Source organism: Actinomadura sp. NTSP31, assembly GCF_041951385.1.
GTDB classification, from domain to species: domain Bacteria; phylum Actinomycetota; class Actinomycetes; order Streptosporangiales; family Streptosporangiaceae; genus Spirillospora; species Spirillospora napierensis.
Window position 1 is genome coordinate 39,794 of sequence record NZ_JBGNUT010000014.1, and the last position, 13,813, is coordinate 53,606.

The following is a 13,813-nucleotide window of genomic DNA, read 5'->3' on the forward strand; positions in this document are numbered from 1 at the left end:
GTCAGCCCGCCACGACGGCGGCGAGCCGCCCCAGCACCGGGTTGTCCTTCAGGTCCTGATAGGAGAACGACAGGCCGGCATGGCGCGCCTTGCCGATCATGGTCACGCCGAGCAGGCTGTCGCCGCCCAGTTCGAAGAAGTCGTCGTCGGCGGTGACGCCGTCGACCTCCAGGACCTCCTCCCAGAGCTCGCTGAGGGTCTGCAGCACCGCCGAGTCGGCTTCGGACACGGACATATCGGACTCCTTGCCTTGTTCGCGGGACGATGGGGCCGCGCGGGAACCACCACGGGCCGGGCGGGATCGATCGGGTCGGCGGGACGGGTCGGCGGGACGGAGTACCCGGGGCGGGTCAGGGATGCTGCCTGGTGGAGCGCGGGACGCTGCGTCCGGCCAGGTGGACGAGGTTGAGCATCCGGTTGGTCAGCCGCACCCGGGGGGACGCCCCCGGCACCGGCCGCGCCATGTCCCGGAGCGCGTCGCGCACCGGCAGCGGGCGCGCGTGGTGCCCGGACCCGTAGGCGTCCCGCAACGCGCGCAGCAGCCCCTTGCCGTTGCGGTGGACGATCACCATCGAGGGTGCGAAGTGCACCCCGAGGCCGAGCCCGGACAACCCGCTCACCAGGTCGTTGTCGCTGCCGGGGACGTTGACGGCGGGGCCGCGGGCGGCCAGGAACCGGTCCCGCCAGACCGCGCTGTTGCCGCCGGCGAAGAACGTGACCCGCTGCCCGGGCTCGAGGCCCCGGTAGCGTTCCACGTAGCGGGACTGGCGGGCCTCCGAGAGCAGCCCCGCGTCGAACGGCAGCACCCGCCCGGTGATGGCGCCGCGGTCGGGCGTCAACTGCGCGGCGATCTCGGTCAGCCAGTCCGCCCGGGGCAGCGCGTCGTCGTCCAGGAACGCCAGGATCGGCGAGCGCGCGTGGTCGGCGGCGTGCGCGCGCGCCGGCGTCGCGCCCATCGGCCGGTCGTTGCGCAGCACGCGCACCGGCAGGTCTCCGACCGCGACGGCGTCGGTGATCCGCGGCCGGGAGCCGTCGTCCACGACCAGCACCTCGTGCAGCAGCGCGCCGTCGCACTCGGCCAGCGCGATCAGGCAGCGGCGCAGATCGCGATAGCGGTCCCGGCTGGGAATGATCACGGTGATGGGTGCCACCATTGCCGTCTCCAATCGCGACACAGCCGCGGCCACGACTCCTCGCGGCCGACCGGCAGATAGGTACGTCGGACGTCGTGCGGGGCGGCCGTCCAGGGAAGCGGCGGCGCCTTCACGGTGCCGAAGGCGAGGACGCCGTCCGGGACCGCGCCGGCCGCGGGGGGCAGGCCGTAGGGGTGGGCCAGCGGCGGAGCGGGGTCGCCCAGCCGGTCGCGGACCGCCGCCAGCGAGCGGGTGATCTCCGCACGCTGCTCGCGCGGGCCCAGGGCGGGGAGCTTGCGGTGGGTCACGGTGTGGGAGCCGGCGCGATGCCCGTCCGCCACGAGGCCCGCCACCTCGTCCCAGGTCATCGACCGGTCGGGAGCGGCGTCGGCGAGCCCGGTGATGACGAAGAACAGGGCCCGCACGCCGAGCCGGTCCAGCACCGGCAGCGCGTGGTCGAGGTTGTCGCGGTGCCCGTCGTCGAAGGTGATCAGGACTCTCGGCCCGGCCGGCGGGTCGAGGTCCGCGCCGACGCCGGCCGGGTCGAGGGCCGGGCCGTACTCGGCGAGCACCGTCTCCAGCCCGCGCTCGAACGCGCCGGGCGTCAGCGAGGTGTAGTGGTCGAGGGTGGGGTGGACGTGGTGGAAGTACAGTACCAGCGGCCAGCCGGGCGCCGCGCCCGCCGCCGCCTGCCGCACGTCGGGCGGCATCTCCGGTAAGATCGGACCGTCGAGGATCATCATCGGGCCCAGCCCAGCGCGGACGCCACCGACACCGGCACCGGGACGCCGTTCTCCCTGGCCACGGCGCTGTTGCGGGCCTCCAGCTGGTCGGGAAAGTGCAGTGCGGGCGGAGCGTCCGGATAGCCGTCCACGACCGCGTCGTGCAGCACGCCGAGCAGCTTGTCGGTCTGGTCCAGCCCGAACGCGCCGGGGGACATCCCGACGAAGAGCTGCCCGCAGTTCATCGGCCGTGCGGGCTGGGCGCGCTGCTTGGCCACCAGCGGGCTGACCGTCTGGCCGCCCAGCATCCCGGCCAGCACCTCGGCGATCAGCGTGACGCACAGCCCCTTGTAGTCGCCGAACACCGGCACCGAGCCGCCGCGTTCCAGGTCGCCCGGGTCGAGGGTGGGGCGTCCCGCCGCGTCCTGCAGCCAGCCCGCCGGGATCGGCTCGCCGCGCTGCGCGGCGGCCCGGATCTTCCCGATCGCGACGACTCCGGTGGCGAAGTCGACGACGAACGGCTCGTCCTTCTCCGTCGGCGTCACCATGCACACCGCGTTGCTGCCGAGGGTCGGCTTGACCGCGCCCGGCGCCGCGAGGCTCGGCCCGGAGACGTTGAGCAGCAGCCCGACGACGCCGTGCCGCTGGAACGGCCACCGGTAGGCGGCCATCATCCCGACATGGTTGTTGCTGTGCACGCCGACCGCGGCCACTCCGAGCCGTGCCGCCGTCGCGGCGCACCACTCGGCGGCCAGCGCCGCCGCGGGCTGCCCGAAGCCGCCCTGCGCGTCCACGCGGGCGGTCGCGCCCTCCTCGGTGAGGACGGGCGCGGCGGCGGGGTCGACGCCGCCCGCCGCCACACGCGCCAGGTAGGTGGGCAGCAACCCGATGCCGTGCGAGTGGTGCCCGCGGACGTCCGCCTCGACGAGCACGTCGGCGACCAGCGCGGCGGGCTCGTCCGGGCATCCGGCCTCGCGCAGGGCGGCGGCCGCCTTGCGCTTCAGCTCGTCCGGCGGCATCCGCAGCTCGGCCGGCGCCGGGGCCGGCCCGTCCGTCCGGGGCTCGGCGATCAGCATGCCCCTGGCCAGCCGCAGGACGACCTCGGCCGGACGCGGCGCCCCGACGAAGTGCTCGTCGGCCGCCAGCAGCACCGGCGTCTCGCCGCGGGCCCGGCAGGAGTCCAGCAGTTCGGCCAGCCGGTCCGGCGGCACCCGGTCGGCGTCGTCGATCACCAGCGCGCGGCCGTCGATCCGGCCGAACCGGGGCCGCAGCTCGCGGCGGAGCACCGCGGCGAGCGTCGACTTGCCCGCGCCCCGCGCGCCGCGGATCACGACCGTGTCGCCGTCCGCGACCCGCAGGTCCGCGCCGCGCAGCAGGACCAGCTCGTCGCCCGGCCCGCCGACCGTCACCACCAGATCGCTGATCGTCAGCATGCCAGCTCCCGGGTGGTGGCGCGGACCCGGTCCAGCGCGCCGGCGAGGAGGTCGCCGATACTGCCCGGTTCGTACTGGCCGGTGCTGTACTTGATGTGCAGCACGAGCCGGCCGTCGATGACGTCGCCCTCCAGCATCAGCGTGTAGGCCTCGGTCTGCGTCTGCGCCCGCCGCCTGCGGATCGGCTCGTCCGCCTCGCCGAGGTAGGCGCCCGGCCTGCTGTTCAGCCGGCCCATGTGCCCGCGGAAGTTGTAGCGCAGCGTGGTGGCGGGCAGGTCGTCCAACCGGCCGGTGAAGAAGCGCAGGGCGTCGAAGCCGAACATGCGGTCGGGGACGGCACGGACATCGGCGGGGTCGAAGCGGTCGCGCGCCGTGAACACGATCGGGAACGTGTTCTGCAGGTACCCGATCGTGTCGATGACGTCGATGCCCATGGGCGTCAGGTGGCGTCCGACGTGGTAGGCGTCGACGGCCACCGCGGGCAGGTCCCAGCGCGCCATCACCGCCTGGGCGGCGGCGTCCAGCAGCACGTCGCTCGGCCGCAGCGCGGCCTTGCGGCAGGCGGCGGTCAGCGCCGCCGTCACGTCGGCCTCCAGCTCGCCGCTGTCGATCCGCATCGTCGGCAGGGTGGCGTCCCCGTCGAGGTCGGGCGGGGGGTTGGCGACGCGGTCCCACGGCCGGTCCAGCCACCGGCCGGCGTCCTCCGCGGCCTCGTCGGACGCGACCCATTTCTCGACGGCCGCGACGTAGTCGGCGGGCGCGGCGCACAGCGGGCCGGGCTCGCGGTCCCGCAGCGCGCGGTCCAGCTCGGCCCCGACCAGCCCCATCGAGAAGCCGTCGAGCGTGAGGTGGTGGACGGTGGCCAGCAGCCGTCCCGGTTCGTCGCCGAACGGGAAGTGGACGACGCGGAACACCTCGCCCTCGTCCGGGCGCAGCGTGCCCTGCAGCCGGGCGATCTCGTCCTCCATCGCGCCGGCGCGCCCCCGGTAGTCGGGCAGCTCGGCCGTCCGCACCGCGGTCTCGGCACCGGCCGGCCGTTCCTCGGCGGTCCAGCCCTCGGCGCCGCGCCGGTAGGCGGTGCGCAGCGCCGGGTTGCGGTCGACGACCCGCCGCGCGGCGCGGGCGAGCGTCGCGTCCGGGAGCCCGGCGGGGACCGTGAACAGCGTGCCGAGGTTGAAGTGCCGCCACTCGCCGAAGTCCATGCGGGTCCAGCGGTACTGGGTGGGGAGCAGACGGGTCACCAGGACACCCTCCTTCGTGCGGGCATCGATCCTGCGGGCATCGGCCTTGCGGGCATCGGGGCGGTGCGCGCCGTCATGCGGCCGCCTCCGTGAGCGCGGCCTCGGGCGCCCGGTTGCGCGGATGCCGTACGGCCAGCTCGGCGCTGACCAGGCAGCTCCCGGCCACCAGGGCGAGCAGCACCAGCCAGCCGGCCGAGGTCGCCCGGGACAGCAGGAACGTCACCACCACCGGCCCGGCCGCCTTGCCGATGGAGTCGCCGAGCGCGAACACCGCCAGGTAGCGGCCGCGCAGGCGTTCGCGGGCCAGCCCGATCGAGACCGTCCACTCGCTGGCCGAGGCCGACAGCTCGCCGACCGAGTGCAGCACCACCGCCAGCACCAGCAGGACGACCGCGAGGACCGCCCCGACGTACTGGGCGAGCAGGTAGCCCGCGACCGCGATCGTCATGCCGAGCGCGGCGCGCTGGTAGGACGGGCGGACGTCGGCGGGCCCCTCCAGGCCCTTGGTCGCCCGCACCTGGAGCAGGACGATCATGACGGTGTTGACGGTGAACAGCACCCCGACCACGGACTTGGGCGCGTCGGTGTGCTGGACGACCCAGAGCGGGACGCCGACGGTGAAGATCGTCGCTTCGAGCAGGACCAGGACGTTCAGCACCGACAGCAGCGTGTAGCGCCAGTCGGACAGCACCTCCGCGTAGCCGCCGCGCGACTTCGCCGGCGCGGCCTCCGCGTCCTGCTCGGCGGCGGCACCGAGCGGCGGCGCGGCGATGCCGACCACCAGCACGATCGCGACGAAGAACGACAGCGCGTCCAGGCCGAAGGCCAGCACGTACCAGACGTGCGAGCCGAGGCCGAGCACGATGGCGGCCAGCAGGCCGCCCACGCCGTACCCGGCGTTGCGCACCGACCGGTTGAACGCCAGCAGCCGGTTGCGCGCCTCGCCCTCGGCGATCTGGGCCATGAAGGCGTGCTTGGCGGGACGTCCCGACGCGTCCGCCATGTTGGCCAGCAGCACCGTCAGCACCAGGACGCCGAAGCCGCGGGCGAACATGTACCCGGTGGTGCCGATCCCCGCCAGCGCGAACGCCGTGATCACCAGCGGTTTCGCGCCGAACCGGTCCACGAACACCCCGCCGAACGGGACCAGCACCGCGCTGCCGATCCCGGCGATGCTCATCGCCAGCCCGACCGTGACGGCCTTCATCCCGATCTGCTGGGTGAAGTAGATGATGACCAGCGGCGTGATCAGCCCGGTGCCGAGCGAGTCGGCCACCGCGACCCACGCCCAGCGCCGCACGGCCGGGACGTCGGGAAGGCCGACCAGGCGGCCCAGCAGCCCGCTCATGCTCACCACTCCGGTCGGGAGCCGTCGCGCTGCAGGAACTCCAGCCGGTTCCCCAGGTTGTCGAACGCGTAGAAGCGCCGGTGGCCGGGGAAGTTGTCGTCCCAGGTGACCTCGACGCCGTTGCCGGTCAGCCGCTTGGCCAGCCCGTCCAGGTCCGCCACGCGGATCCCGGGATGCGCCTTGCGGGCGGGGCGGAAGTCCTGCTCGACGCCGAGGTGGATCTCCAGCGCGTCGGCCCGCACCCACAGCCCGCCCCGCGCGGCCAGCACCGGCGGCTTCTGGATCTCGACCATGCCGAGGACGTCCACGTAGAACCCGCGGCACTCGTCCTCGCTGCCGGGCGGGATGGCGATCTGCACGTGGTGCAGCCCGTAGCTGAACGGCGACTCGTGGTCCGGCCCGTATCCCTGCTCCGAGATTTCGTAGTCCGTCATGTCGTCGAGCTCTCCATTTCACACAGGGCCCGCCAGACCGGGGCGGTGCCGGCGGGCAGATGGTCGGTACCGGGAGCGGGCCGGGTCGCCCGCAGTCCGGTCACGTACGGTTCGAGATCGAGGTCGCAGAAGGCGGAGAGCCGGCCCGTCGCGCGCCCCTCGCAGAGCGCCCGGTAGCCGATCACCAGGAGGCGTCCCGGGTCCAGGCCGGGAGCGGTCTCCAGCCAGGGACGGTGCCAGGCCGCCCACTTCGCGCAGGCGTCCTCGACCGTCCGGGGACGCCAGGGCCGGTCGCCGGTCCATTCCAGCTGGGACGCCGCCGCCTCCAGCGGATGCCGGACGAGCAGGACCATCCGCGCGTCCGGGACCGCGGCCAGCACGGCCGGCAGGTCCAGGAGGTACTCGTTGTACTTGTCGCCCCAGCGCCGCCACGGCGCGTACGCCTTGGCGATGACGTCCGCGACGAGCGCCGCGGCCGGATCGGCGGGCGCGCCGCGCACGTCGTCCCGGCTGCGCGCGTCGTCCCGGCCGTGCGCGTCGTCCCGGCCGTGCGGGTCGTGGGCTCCTCGGGCGACCGCTGCGGCCGCGTCCCGGAGCACGTCGTCGACGCCCTTCAGCCAGCGGTCGGCGCCTTCGCCGGCGGGCGGCCTGCGCCGCAGCGCGTACCCGATCTCGTCGGCGCGGAAATGCCGTCCCGCCAGGTCGGCGGCGGTGGTCCAGCGCGGCAGCAGGTACGGCAGCTTCCCGTTCACGGTGAAGATGCCGCCCGCGTCCGCGTACGCCCGGCTCAGCGCGTGGGCCAGCACGGTGGTGCCCGACCGCTGCGCCCCCAGCAGCAGCAACGCGGTCACCGGTCCACCATCTCCTTGAGCCGGCGCATGCACTCGACACTGGCCTCGTGCCCGCCGTCGGTGAAGTCGTCACCCCACGGGGTGTCGCGCTGCCGCTGGTTCAGGACGCGGCCGATGCGCCAGTGCGTCTCCAGCGAGAGCCATCCGGTGTAGCCGTCGGCGCGCAGCGTGTCGACGATGTCGCCCCACGGCAGGTCGCCGTCGCCCAGCCGCACGTACCCGCTCGTCCCGGCGGGGTCCTTGACGTGCACGTGCTCGATCAGCTCCTTGCCGAGCCGGTACTCGGACGGGAACGGCGCCGCGTGCATGCCGCTGAACACGCTGTTGCCGGGGTCCCAGAGCACGCCCAGACCGTCCACGTCCACCGCTTCCAGGAACCGCAGGACGAGTTCCATGGTCGGGGTGTTGGTTCGCGTCCCGGTCTCGACGAGCAGCTTCACCCCGTCCAGGTCCACTCCGTCGAGCACCCGCTTCGCGGCCTCGGCGGCCCCGGCGGGATCGGGGTCGCCGTCCCGGTAGAAGGTGAAGATCCGCACGTGCGGCGCGCCGAGCACGCGCGCCTGCGCGACGGCCCGGACGAGCAGGGCGCGGGCCGCGGCGACGTCCTCGTCCGTGCGCGGGCGCCGGACCTTCAGCGCGGGCGGGCAGAACCCGGCGACGGCCAGTCCCCTGCCCGCCAGCTCCCGGACGACCTCCCCGAGCCGCTCGTCGGTGAGCTCGTGCGGCGGGACGTTGCCGACCGAGCGGACCTCGATGCCGGTGAACCCGCACCCGGCCGCCGCGTCGGCGGCCCGGCCGAGGTCCTGGTCGACCTCGTCGTTGATCACGGCTAGGCGCATCCCGCGGCCTCCCAGGCGGTCCGGAGGACGCGCAGGTCCTGGTGCGGCGTCCCGGCGCGCGACTCCACGGTGACGTCGACGCGGGCGTTCCGGAACGCCGCCAGCCAGTCCAGGTCCCGTCCGGTCAGCGGCCGGTGCCCGCGGTCCGGCCCGAACCCCTTCACCTGCACCGCCGCCGTCAGCGGCGCGAGATCGCCGAGCGCTCCGCGGAAGTCGGCGGCGATCTCGTACAGGCCCAGGTTGTCCAGCACCAGGCGGCAGCCGTACCGCTCGCAGAGCTTCACCAGCTCGGCCGGCCCCGCTCCGCCCCGATGGGTCTCGACCAGCACCTGTTCCGGTTTCCGGTCGGCGGTGAGCGCGCGCAGCTGGCCGGCGGTCGCCGCCGCGTCGAGCGCCCCCGGCGCGGCGAAGACCTTCACGCTCTCGCCCGGGAACCGCCCGGCGGCTTCGGCGTCTCCCCCGGGCCGGCCGAGCGTCACGGATATCCCGACGAACGACACCGGCAGGCCGCACAGGCCCGCGACGCCCTGCTCCTCCCAGCGATGGCCCTTGCCTGCGCGCAGGTCGGCGACCGTCCCGCCCGACCGCCGGACCAGCGCGGCGAACTCCGGCGCGCCCAGACCCGGCGCCGAACCGGACGACAACCCGAGGCGCGCGCTCATCGCGCTCCCGCCTTCCGGATCTCGTCCAGGACGACCGTCACCGGCCGCGCCCGTTCCAGCGAGCACAGGTCCGGCCCGCGCGCGAACTCCTCGTACACCTTGGCGCGCATCGCGCCGGTCGGCTCGGCGGGCAGCGTCCGCACGCGGTCCCCGGCACGCAGGTGCACCGCGCCGTCCGCGATCGTCAGGAACCGGTCGTCGCCGGCGATCACCAGGTGCTCGGCGCGTGCCGGGACGTCCGCCGCGATGGTGAACGCCAGCGTCGAGCCCGCCGTGAACCGGACGAGCCCGCTGACCCGCACATCGATGCCGGGAGCGCACTCCCGATGGTCGCGCAGATCGACCGATTCGACTTCTCCCAGCAGTTGGCATGCCAGATCCAGGTAGTGGACGCCGAGATGCGCGGTAATTCCGCCGAGCGCCCGCTCGGAATCGCCCCGCCAACCGGTGTAGTGCGTCGCCGGGTCTCTCGGGCGGCTTACCAGCAGCGTTCCGGTCGCGTCCTTGAAAGGCCGGTCCAGCAGGTCTCGCGGGAGCCGGAAACGATGCTGCAGCATCACCCCCATTGACCCGGGGAGCCGGTCGAGTTCCGCGACCGACATGCACGGCGGCTTCTCCAGCAGCACGGCCTTGCCGGCCTCGGCGGCCGCGGCGGCCAGTTCGGCGCGTCCCCCGGGCGGCAGGCACAGGGCGATGGCGTCGGCCTCCGGGTCCGCCAGGACCTCGGGCCACCCGGACGCCCTGGTGAACGGTTCGACGCCGACCCCGCGATCGGACTCCAGGACCGCGTGCACGGCCACGCCCGGTACCTGCCGGATCGCCTCGGCGTGCTGCCGCCCGGCCTTTCCGAATCCCGCGATCACCACACGCAAAGGGTCCTCCGATCGACGGATTCCTTCGGTCGCGAACCCCAGAAACATAAGGGCGCGCTCTCATCGGAGGCAACCCGCGGAAGTGACACAATGTGGACAGGCCGACAACTTTTAATTCTCGATCGGTTTTATATGTTTTTGACCTGGAGAAAGCCATCCGATCGACTTTTCGGCAAAAGCGGATAATCACACCCGCCACGCTTTCCCGACGGGCCCGGCAGTGATGATCGTGCCATCGTGAACCCTAGGATGGCGCCCGGCCGGCCAACAATCTTGTGCGCCTTACTCCGGCTAAACGCCTTTAGCACCCTTTAGTGCGTTGTGCTCACGCCCCGTCCGGCCCGCTCGCCTGGACGGCCACGGGGCGAGTGCCGTGTCACAGGCGGCAGAGCTTTCTTGTCTCAGGTAACGAAGGCAGACGTCACGTCCGGGAGATGGTGGTCATGCGGGTGTTCGTGGCTGGCGGGAGCGGCGTTCTGGGGCGGCGGCTGGTGCCGCAGCTGCTGGCCCGGGGGCATCAGGTGACGGCCACGACCACGAGTGAGGCCAAGCTGGGCCGGCTGACGCGGCTCGGTGCGGAAGGCGTGTTGATGGACGGCCTGGATCCCGTGTCGGTCGGCGAGGCGGTGGCGGCCGCCCGGCCGGACGTGATCGTGCACCAGATGACCGCCATCTCCATGGCGCATGCCGGCAGGCCCGACATCAAGCACCCCGACCGCTGGTTCGCACTCACCAACCGGCTGCGCGGCGAGGGCACCGACCATCTGCTGGCCGCGGCCGAGGCGACCGGTGTGTCCCACTTCGTCGCCCAGGGCTACGCCAGTTGGAACGGCATCCGGGAGGGCGGCTGGGTGAAGACCGAGCAGGATCCCCTGGACCTGCTCGAAGGAACGGCGGCGCACGTGAATCTGAAGATGCTGGCCCGGGTCGAGGACGTGGTCCTCAAGGCCGGCGGCGCCGTCCTGCGCTACGGCGCGTTCTACGGGCCGGGCGCCATCGACGACCAGGTCGAGTTGGTGCGCAAGAGGCAGTATCCGCTGGTGGGACGCGGCACCGGCCACAGCTCGTGGGTGCACCTGGACGATGCGGCGAGCGCCACCGTCCTCGCCGTCGAGCAACGGGCGAGGGGCGTGTTCAACATCGTCGACGACGATCCCGCACCGGCGAGCGAGTGGCTGCCGCACCTGGCGGCCTGCGCGGGCGCGAAGCCGCCGCGGCGGATCCCGGTATGGCTGGCCCGGCTGCTGGCCGGGGACCAGGCGGTCATCATGATGACCGAGGGGCGCGGCTTCTCCAACGCCAAGGCCAAGGCGGAACTCGGCTGGCGGCTGCGCCACCCCTCCTGGCGGCAGGGTTTCCGGGAGGAGCTGGCATGACCCGGTCCGAGGAGTTCCAGGAGCTGCGGCCGCTGCTCTTCTCGATCGCCTACCGGATCCTGGGCAGCGTGGCGGAGGCCGAGGACGCCGTCCAGGAGACCTGGTTGCGCTACGACGCCTCCCCGGCGGTCCCCGCCTCCGCCAAGGCGTACCTGTCGGCCGCCGTCACCCGTATCTCGATCAACGTGCTGCGGTCGGCGCGCGTCCGCCGCGAGGAGTACGTCGGGACCTGGTTCCCCGAGCCGCTGCTCACCGACCCGTACCAGGACCCGGAGCGGTCGGCGGAACTGGCCGACTCGGTCTCGATGGCGGCTCTGCTGCTGCTGGAGCGGCTCAGCCCGCTCGAGCGCGCGGTGTTCGTGCTGCGGGAGGTGTTCGGGTTCGGCTTCGGCGAGATCGCCTCGGCGGTGGGGCGCTCGGAGGCGGCATGCCGCCAGCTGGTGGTGCGGGCACGCCGCCACATGGGCGCCGGGCGCCCGCGGTTCGAGGCCGACCGGCGCGAGCGCGAGGAACTCGCGGCGCGGTTCTTCGACGCTCTCGCCCGAGGGGACGTCGACGGACTCCGGGAGCTGCTCGCCGCCGACGTCCGGTTGGTCGCCGACAGCGGCGGCAAGGCCCCGCAGTGGGCGGGGGGCGTCTCCGGTGTCGGCGAGGTGTCCCGGCTGCTCGCCACGCTCCTGCCGCCGTTCGTCCGGACCGGCGGCGCCGTGCAGCCGCACCCGGTGAACGGTCAGCCGGGCGCGATCTTCCGCGACCGGGACGGCAAGGTCGTCAACACCTGGGCGCTCGACATCCTCGACGGCCGGATCCAGACGATCCGCACGGTGACCAACCCCGACAAGCTCGGGCACGTGGGCCCCGTGGCGGACGCATGGGCGGTCCTGCGCGAAACCCAGCGGGCCCGCCGGAGGTAGGCGCGCCGCACACGGCGCCGGCTACGCGCTGCCGCTGCTGGACGAGGCCTTCCCGGCGGCCCAGGCGCCGGGCCGGAATCCGCACACCCGGCGATGGGCCGTTGTAACCGGCACTCCGGACAGATCATCCGGTCGAGGACCGCAGGTAGGCCATGAGGGCCTTTCCGCGCGGGGAGAGGCGGTAACCGGTCTCCAGGCTTTCGGTGAGGCCGAGGACTTTGAGGCGGCGGACGTCGGCCTTGAAAGGGAGCTTGTCGCGGCCCAGGCGCTCGGCCAGGTCCAAGGCGCGCAGGCCAGGGTGTTCCTCGATGAGGCCGAGGACCTTGCGGGTCCAGGGGCCGCGGCGGCTGCGGGAGTCGATCGCGTCCAGGGTGCTTTTGAGGTCGGCCAGTTCCCGATCGGTCAGGTCGGCGTTGGCGGCCAGCTCCGCGCGGGGGTCGGGGCCGCCGAGATGAAGCATGACGCGGTGGTAGCCGCCCTGTTTGGTGCTCTTGGACAGGGCGGTGAGCAGCGCCGCGCGGTTCTCGAAACCCGAACGGAGGGCGTCCTCCTCGGTGATCTCCTCGGGGGTGACGGCCGTGACCGAGTCGATGACGACGATCCCCGCCCAGGTGCGCTGGGTGCTCCCCGCGCGGACCCGGGGCTCGGCCCACACCCGGAACACCCGGTCGATCCGCCCGCCCGCGATCCCCTCGAGGACCTCCCGCCTGAACAGCATCGTTGCCTCCCGGCCTCTGCTTCCGCGACGTCATGCAGGGCACTCCAGCGGTCATGCTAAATGCAGGAGGCCATTGGAGCAGGAACGACGACCAGCGGGGACGAGTCACCGTGCCGGCTACTGGAGGGGAATCTCGATACCGCGATCTTCCACGGAACGCGGGCCGAAGATTCGCCGGTCGGCCGCGTCGATCGGTACGTCGTTGATGCTGGCCTCGCGTCGTTCCATGAGGCCGTCCGCGCTGAACTGCCACAGCTCGTTGCCATAACTGCGCCACCACTGCCCGGCTGCGTCGTGCCACTCGTACTGGAATCGGACGGCGATGCGATTCTTGCGGAATCCCCACAGGCTCTTGCGCAGGGCGTAGTCGAGTTCGCGTTCCCACTTGGAGGTCAGGAACTCCACGATCTCCTCACGACCCGTCACGAACACGTCGCGGTTCCGCCAGACCGAATCGAGCGTGTAGGCCGACGCCACACGCCGGGGGTCGCGGGTGTTCCACGCGTCCTCGGCCGCTTGCACCTTCTGGAGTGCGGTCTCCTCGGTGAACGGCGGGAACGGCGGGCGGGGTTCGCTCATGATGCCCTCTCTGTTGAGAACGGTCGTTCTCCACTGATGTCGACTACCGTAGGGAACGATCGTTCTCAACGTCAAGGAGGCTCGCGTTGCCTGCGCCGATCAGCGAAGAACGGCTGTCCCGCGACCGCGAGGCGCTCCTGGACGCCGCCGAGGCGCTCTTCTACGAGCGCGGTATCCAGGCGGTCGGCATGGACGCCGTTCGCGCCGCCGCAGGGATGCCGTTGAAGCGGATCTATGGGCTCTTCGCGACGAAGGAAGCCCTCGTCGTCGCGGTGCTGCAACGACGGGACCGCCGATGGCGGGCAAGCCTCGCCGAGTACGTGGAGCAGCGCGAGGACCCCCGTGAACGGGTGCTGTCGATCTTCGACTGGCTCGAACGATGGTTCGCCGAGCCCGGCTTTCGCGGCTGCGCCTGGATCAACGCCTACGGCGAACTGGGCTCCGCCTCACCCGCGGTCCTCGCCGAAGTGCGCTCGCACAAGCAGGCCTTCCACGATCAGATCGCGAGGTGGGTCGAGGCGGCCTCCGACGCGCCGGCGCAGCCTGTGTGCCTCATCGCCGAGGGCGCGATCGTCACCGCGTCCATCACGGGAGACGTGAAGGCGGCTCGCGCCGCGCGAGCGGCCACCGAAGCCCTCATCGGCTGACCGACGATCGTCTTGCGCCGAGCCGGATCACATGTCCGGGTTCA

Annotated in this window: 16 protein-coding genes; 3 read left to right on the top strand and 13 right to left on the bottom strand. The window is 72.8% G+C overall.

All coding sequences use genetic code 11. The features are described 5' to 3' along the window. Position 1: 1 nt before the first annotated feature. From ACA514_RS23645 to ACA514_RS23695, 11 genes are all read right to left on the bottom strand, one after another. Complete coding sequence (locus ACA514_RS23645; protein ID WP_375043396.1) at positions 2–235, bottom strand: phosphopantetheine-binding protein; 234 nt, start codon at positions 233–235, stop codon at positions 2–4. A gap of 115 nt (positions 236–350) precedes the next feature. Then, the gene (locus ACA514_RS23650) at positions 351–1,154 is read right to left on the bottom strand and encodes a glycosyltransferase family 2 protein (RefSeq protein WP_375043397.1); all 804 of its coding nucleotides are present in this window, start codon (positions 1,152–1,154) and stop codon (positions 351–353) included. Further along, the gene (locus tag ACA514_RS23655; protein WP_375043398.1) at positions 1,133–1,843 is read right to left on the bottom strand and encodes a polysaccharide deacetylase family protein; all 711 of its coding nucleotides are present in this window, start codon (positions 1,841–1,843) and stop codon (positions 1,133–1,135) included. Before ACA514_RS23655 ends, ACA514_RS23650 begins: the two co-directional genes overlap by 22 nt. Before the next feature lie 29 nt (positions 1,844–1,872). Beyond that, positions 1,873–3,288, bottom strand: coding sequence for an Ldh family oxidoreductase (locus tag ACA514_RS23660; protein WP_375043399.1), 1,416 nt, complete (start codon positions 3,286–3,288; stop codon positions 1,873–1,875). Beyond that, positions 3,282–4,529, bottom strand: coding sequence for a condensation domain-containing protein (locus ACA514_RS23665; RefSeq protein ID WP_375043400.1), 1,248 nt, complete (start codon positions 4,527–4,529; stop codon positions 3,282–3,284). The genes ACA514_RS23660 and ACA514_RS23665 overlap by 7 nt, the downstream gene beginning before the upstream one ends. A gap of 73 nt (positions 4,530–4,602) precedes the next feature. Next, entirely contained in the window at positions 4,603–5,877 is a 1,275-nt protein-coding gene (locus ACA514_RS23670; protein ID WP_375043401.1) for an MFS transporter, read from the bottom strand. A 2-nt stretch (positions 5,878–5,879) separates the two neighbouring features. Beyond that, the gene (locus tag ACA514_RS23675; RefSeq protein WP_375043402.1) at positions 5,880–6,311 is read right to left on the bottom strand and encodes a VOC family protein; all 432 of its coding nucleotides are present in this window, start codon (positions 6,309–6,311) and stop codon (positions 5,880–5,882) included. Next, the gene (locus ACA514_RS23680; protein ID WP_375043403.1) at positions 6,308–7,162 is read right to left on the bottom strand and encodes a sulfotransferase; all 855 of its coding nucleotides are present in this window, start codon (positions 7,160–7,162) and stop codon (positions 6,308–6,310) included. The genes ACA514_RS23675 and ACA514_RS23680 overlap by 4 nt, the downstream gene beginning before the upstream one ends. After that, positions 7,159–8,001, bottom strand: coding sequence for a sugar phosphate isomerase/epimerase family protein (locus ACA514_RS23685; protein ID WP_375043404.1), 843 nt, complete (start codon positions 7,999–8,001; stop codon positions 7,159–7,161). The genes ACA514_RS23680 and ACA514_RS23685 overlap by 4 nt, the downstream gene beginning before the upstream one ends. Further along, the gene (locus ACA514_RS23690; protein WP_375043405.1) at positions 7,992–8,663 is read right to left on the bottom strand and encodes a hypothetical protein; all 672 of its coding nucleotides are present in this window, start codon (positions 8,661–8,663) and stop codon (positions 7,992–7,994) included. Before ACA514_RS23690 ends, ACA514_RS23685 begins: the two co-directional genes overlap by 10 nt. Continuing rightward, on the bottom strand, positions 8,660–9,529 hold the full coding sequence (locus tag ACA514_RS23695; RefSeq protein WP_375043406.1) for a Gfo/Idh/MocA family protein: 870 nt from the start codon (positions 9,527–9,529) through the stop codon (positions 8,660–8,662). The genes ACA514_RS23690 and ACA514_RS23695 overlap by 4 nt, the downstream gene beginning before the upstream one ends. A gap of 449 nt (positions 9,530–9,978) precedes the next feature. Between ACA514_RS23695 and ACA514_RS23700 the strand changes: the two genes are divergently transcribed. After that, the gene (locus ACA514_RS23700) at positions 9,979–10,911 is read left to right on the top strand and encodes an NAD-dependent epimerase/dehydratase family protein (RefSeq protein WP_375043407.1); all 933 of its coding nucleotides are present in this window, start codon (positions 9,979–9,981) and stop codon (positions 10,909–10,911) included. Then, on the top strand, positions 10,908–11,825 hold the full coding sequence (locus ACA514_RS23705) for an RNA polymerase sigma-70 factor (protein WP_375043408.1): 918 nt from the start codon (positions 10,908–10,910) through the stop codon (positions 11,823–11,825). The genes ACA514_RS23700 and ACA514_RS23705 overlap by 4 nt, the downstream gene beginning before the upstream one ends. Before the next feature lie 124 nt (positions 11,826–11,949). Here the strand turns inward: ACA514_RS23705 and ACA514_RS23710 are convergent, their stop codons facing one another. Beyond that, positions 11,950–12,543 carry a hypothetical protein gene (locus ACA514_RS23710; protein ID WP_375043409.1) on the bottom strand — a complete coding sequence of 198 codons (594 nt, stop codon included), beginning with the start codon at positions 12,541–12,543 and terminating at the stop codon, positions 11,950–11,952. Positions 12,544–12,660: 117 nt separating this feature from the next. Continuing rightward, positions 12,661–13,122, bottom strand: coding sequence for a nuclear transport factor 2 family protein (locus tag ACA514_RS23715; protein ID WP_375043410.1), 462 nt, complete (start codon positions 13,120–13,122; stop codon positions 12,661–12,663). Positions 13,123–13,208: 86 nt separating this feature from the next. Between ACA514_RS23715 and ACA514_RS23720 the strand changes: the two genes are divergently transcribed. Continuing rightward, a complete protein-coding gene (locus ACA514_RS23720) occupies positions 13,209–13,769 on the top strand; it encodes a TetR/AcrR family transcriptional regulator (protein ID WP_375043411.1) in 561 nt (186 codons plus the stop codon). The last annotated feature ends 44 nt before the right edge of the window (positions 13,770–13,813 follow it).

Coding starts and splice junctions, on each gene's coding strand:
- ACA514_RS23705 (WP_375043408.1), top strand. CDS start 10,908: ATGACCCGGTCCGAGGAGTTCCAGGAGCTGCGGCCGCTGCTCTTCTCG.
- ACA514_RS23690 (WP_375043405.1), bottom strand. CDS start 8,663: ATGAGCGCGCGCCTCGGGTTGTCGTCCGGTTCGGCGCCGGGTCTGGGC.
- ACA514_RS23670 (WP_375043401.1), bottom strand. CDS start 5,877: ATGAGCGGGCTGCTGGGCCGCCTGGTCGGCCTTCCCGACGTCCCGGCC.
- ACA514_RS23715 (WP_375043410.1), bottom strand. CDS start 13,122: ATGAGCGAACCCCGCCCGCCGTTCCCGCCGTTCACCGAGGAGACCGCA.
- ACA514_RS23655 (WP_375043398.1), bottom strand. CDS start 1,843: ATGCCGCCCGACGTGCGGCAGGCGGCGGCGGGCGCGGCGCCCGGCTGG.
- ACA514_RS23700 (WP_375043407.1), top strand. CDS start 9,979: ATGCGGGTGTTCGTGGCTGGCGGGAGCGGCGTTCTGGGGCGGCGGCTG.
- ACA514_RS23710 (WP_375043409.1), bottom strand. CDS start 12,543: ATGCTGTTCAGGCGGGAGGTCCTCGAGGGGATCGCGGGCGGGCGGATC.
- ACA514_RS23650 (WP_375043397.1), bottom strand. CDS start 1,154: ATGGTGGCACCCATCACCGTGATCATTCCCAGCCGGGACCGCTATCGC.
- ACA514_RS23660 (WP_375043399.1), bottom strand. CDS start 3,288: ATGCTGACGATCAGCGATCTGGTGGTGACGGTCGGCGGGCCGGGCGAC.
- ACA514_RS23645 (WP_375043396.1), bottom strand. CDS start 235: ATGTCCGTGTCCGAAGCCGACTCGGCGGTGCTGCAGACCCTCAGCGAG.
- ACA514_RS23675 (WP_375043402.1), bottom strand. CDS start 6,311: ATGACGGACTACGAAATCTCGGAGCAGGGATACGGGCCGGACCACGAG.
- ACA514_RS23685 (WP_375043404.1), bottom strand. CDS start 8,001: ATGCGCCTAGCCGTGATCAACGACGAGGTCGACCAGGACCTCGGCCGG.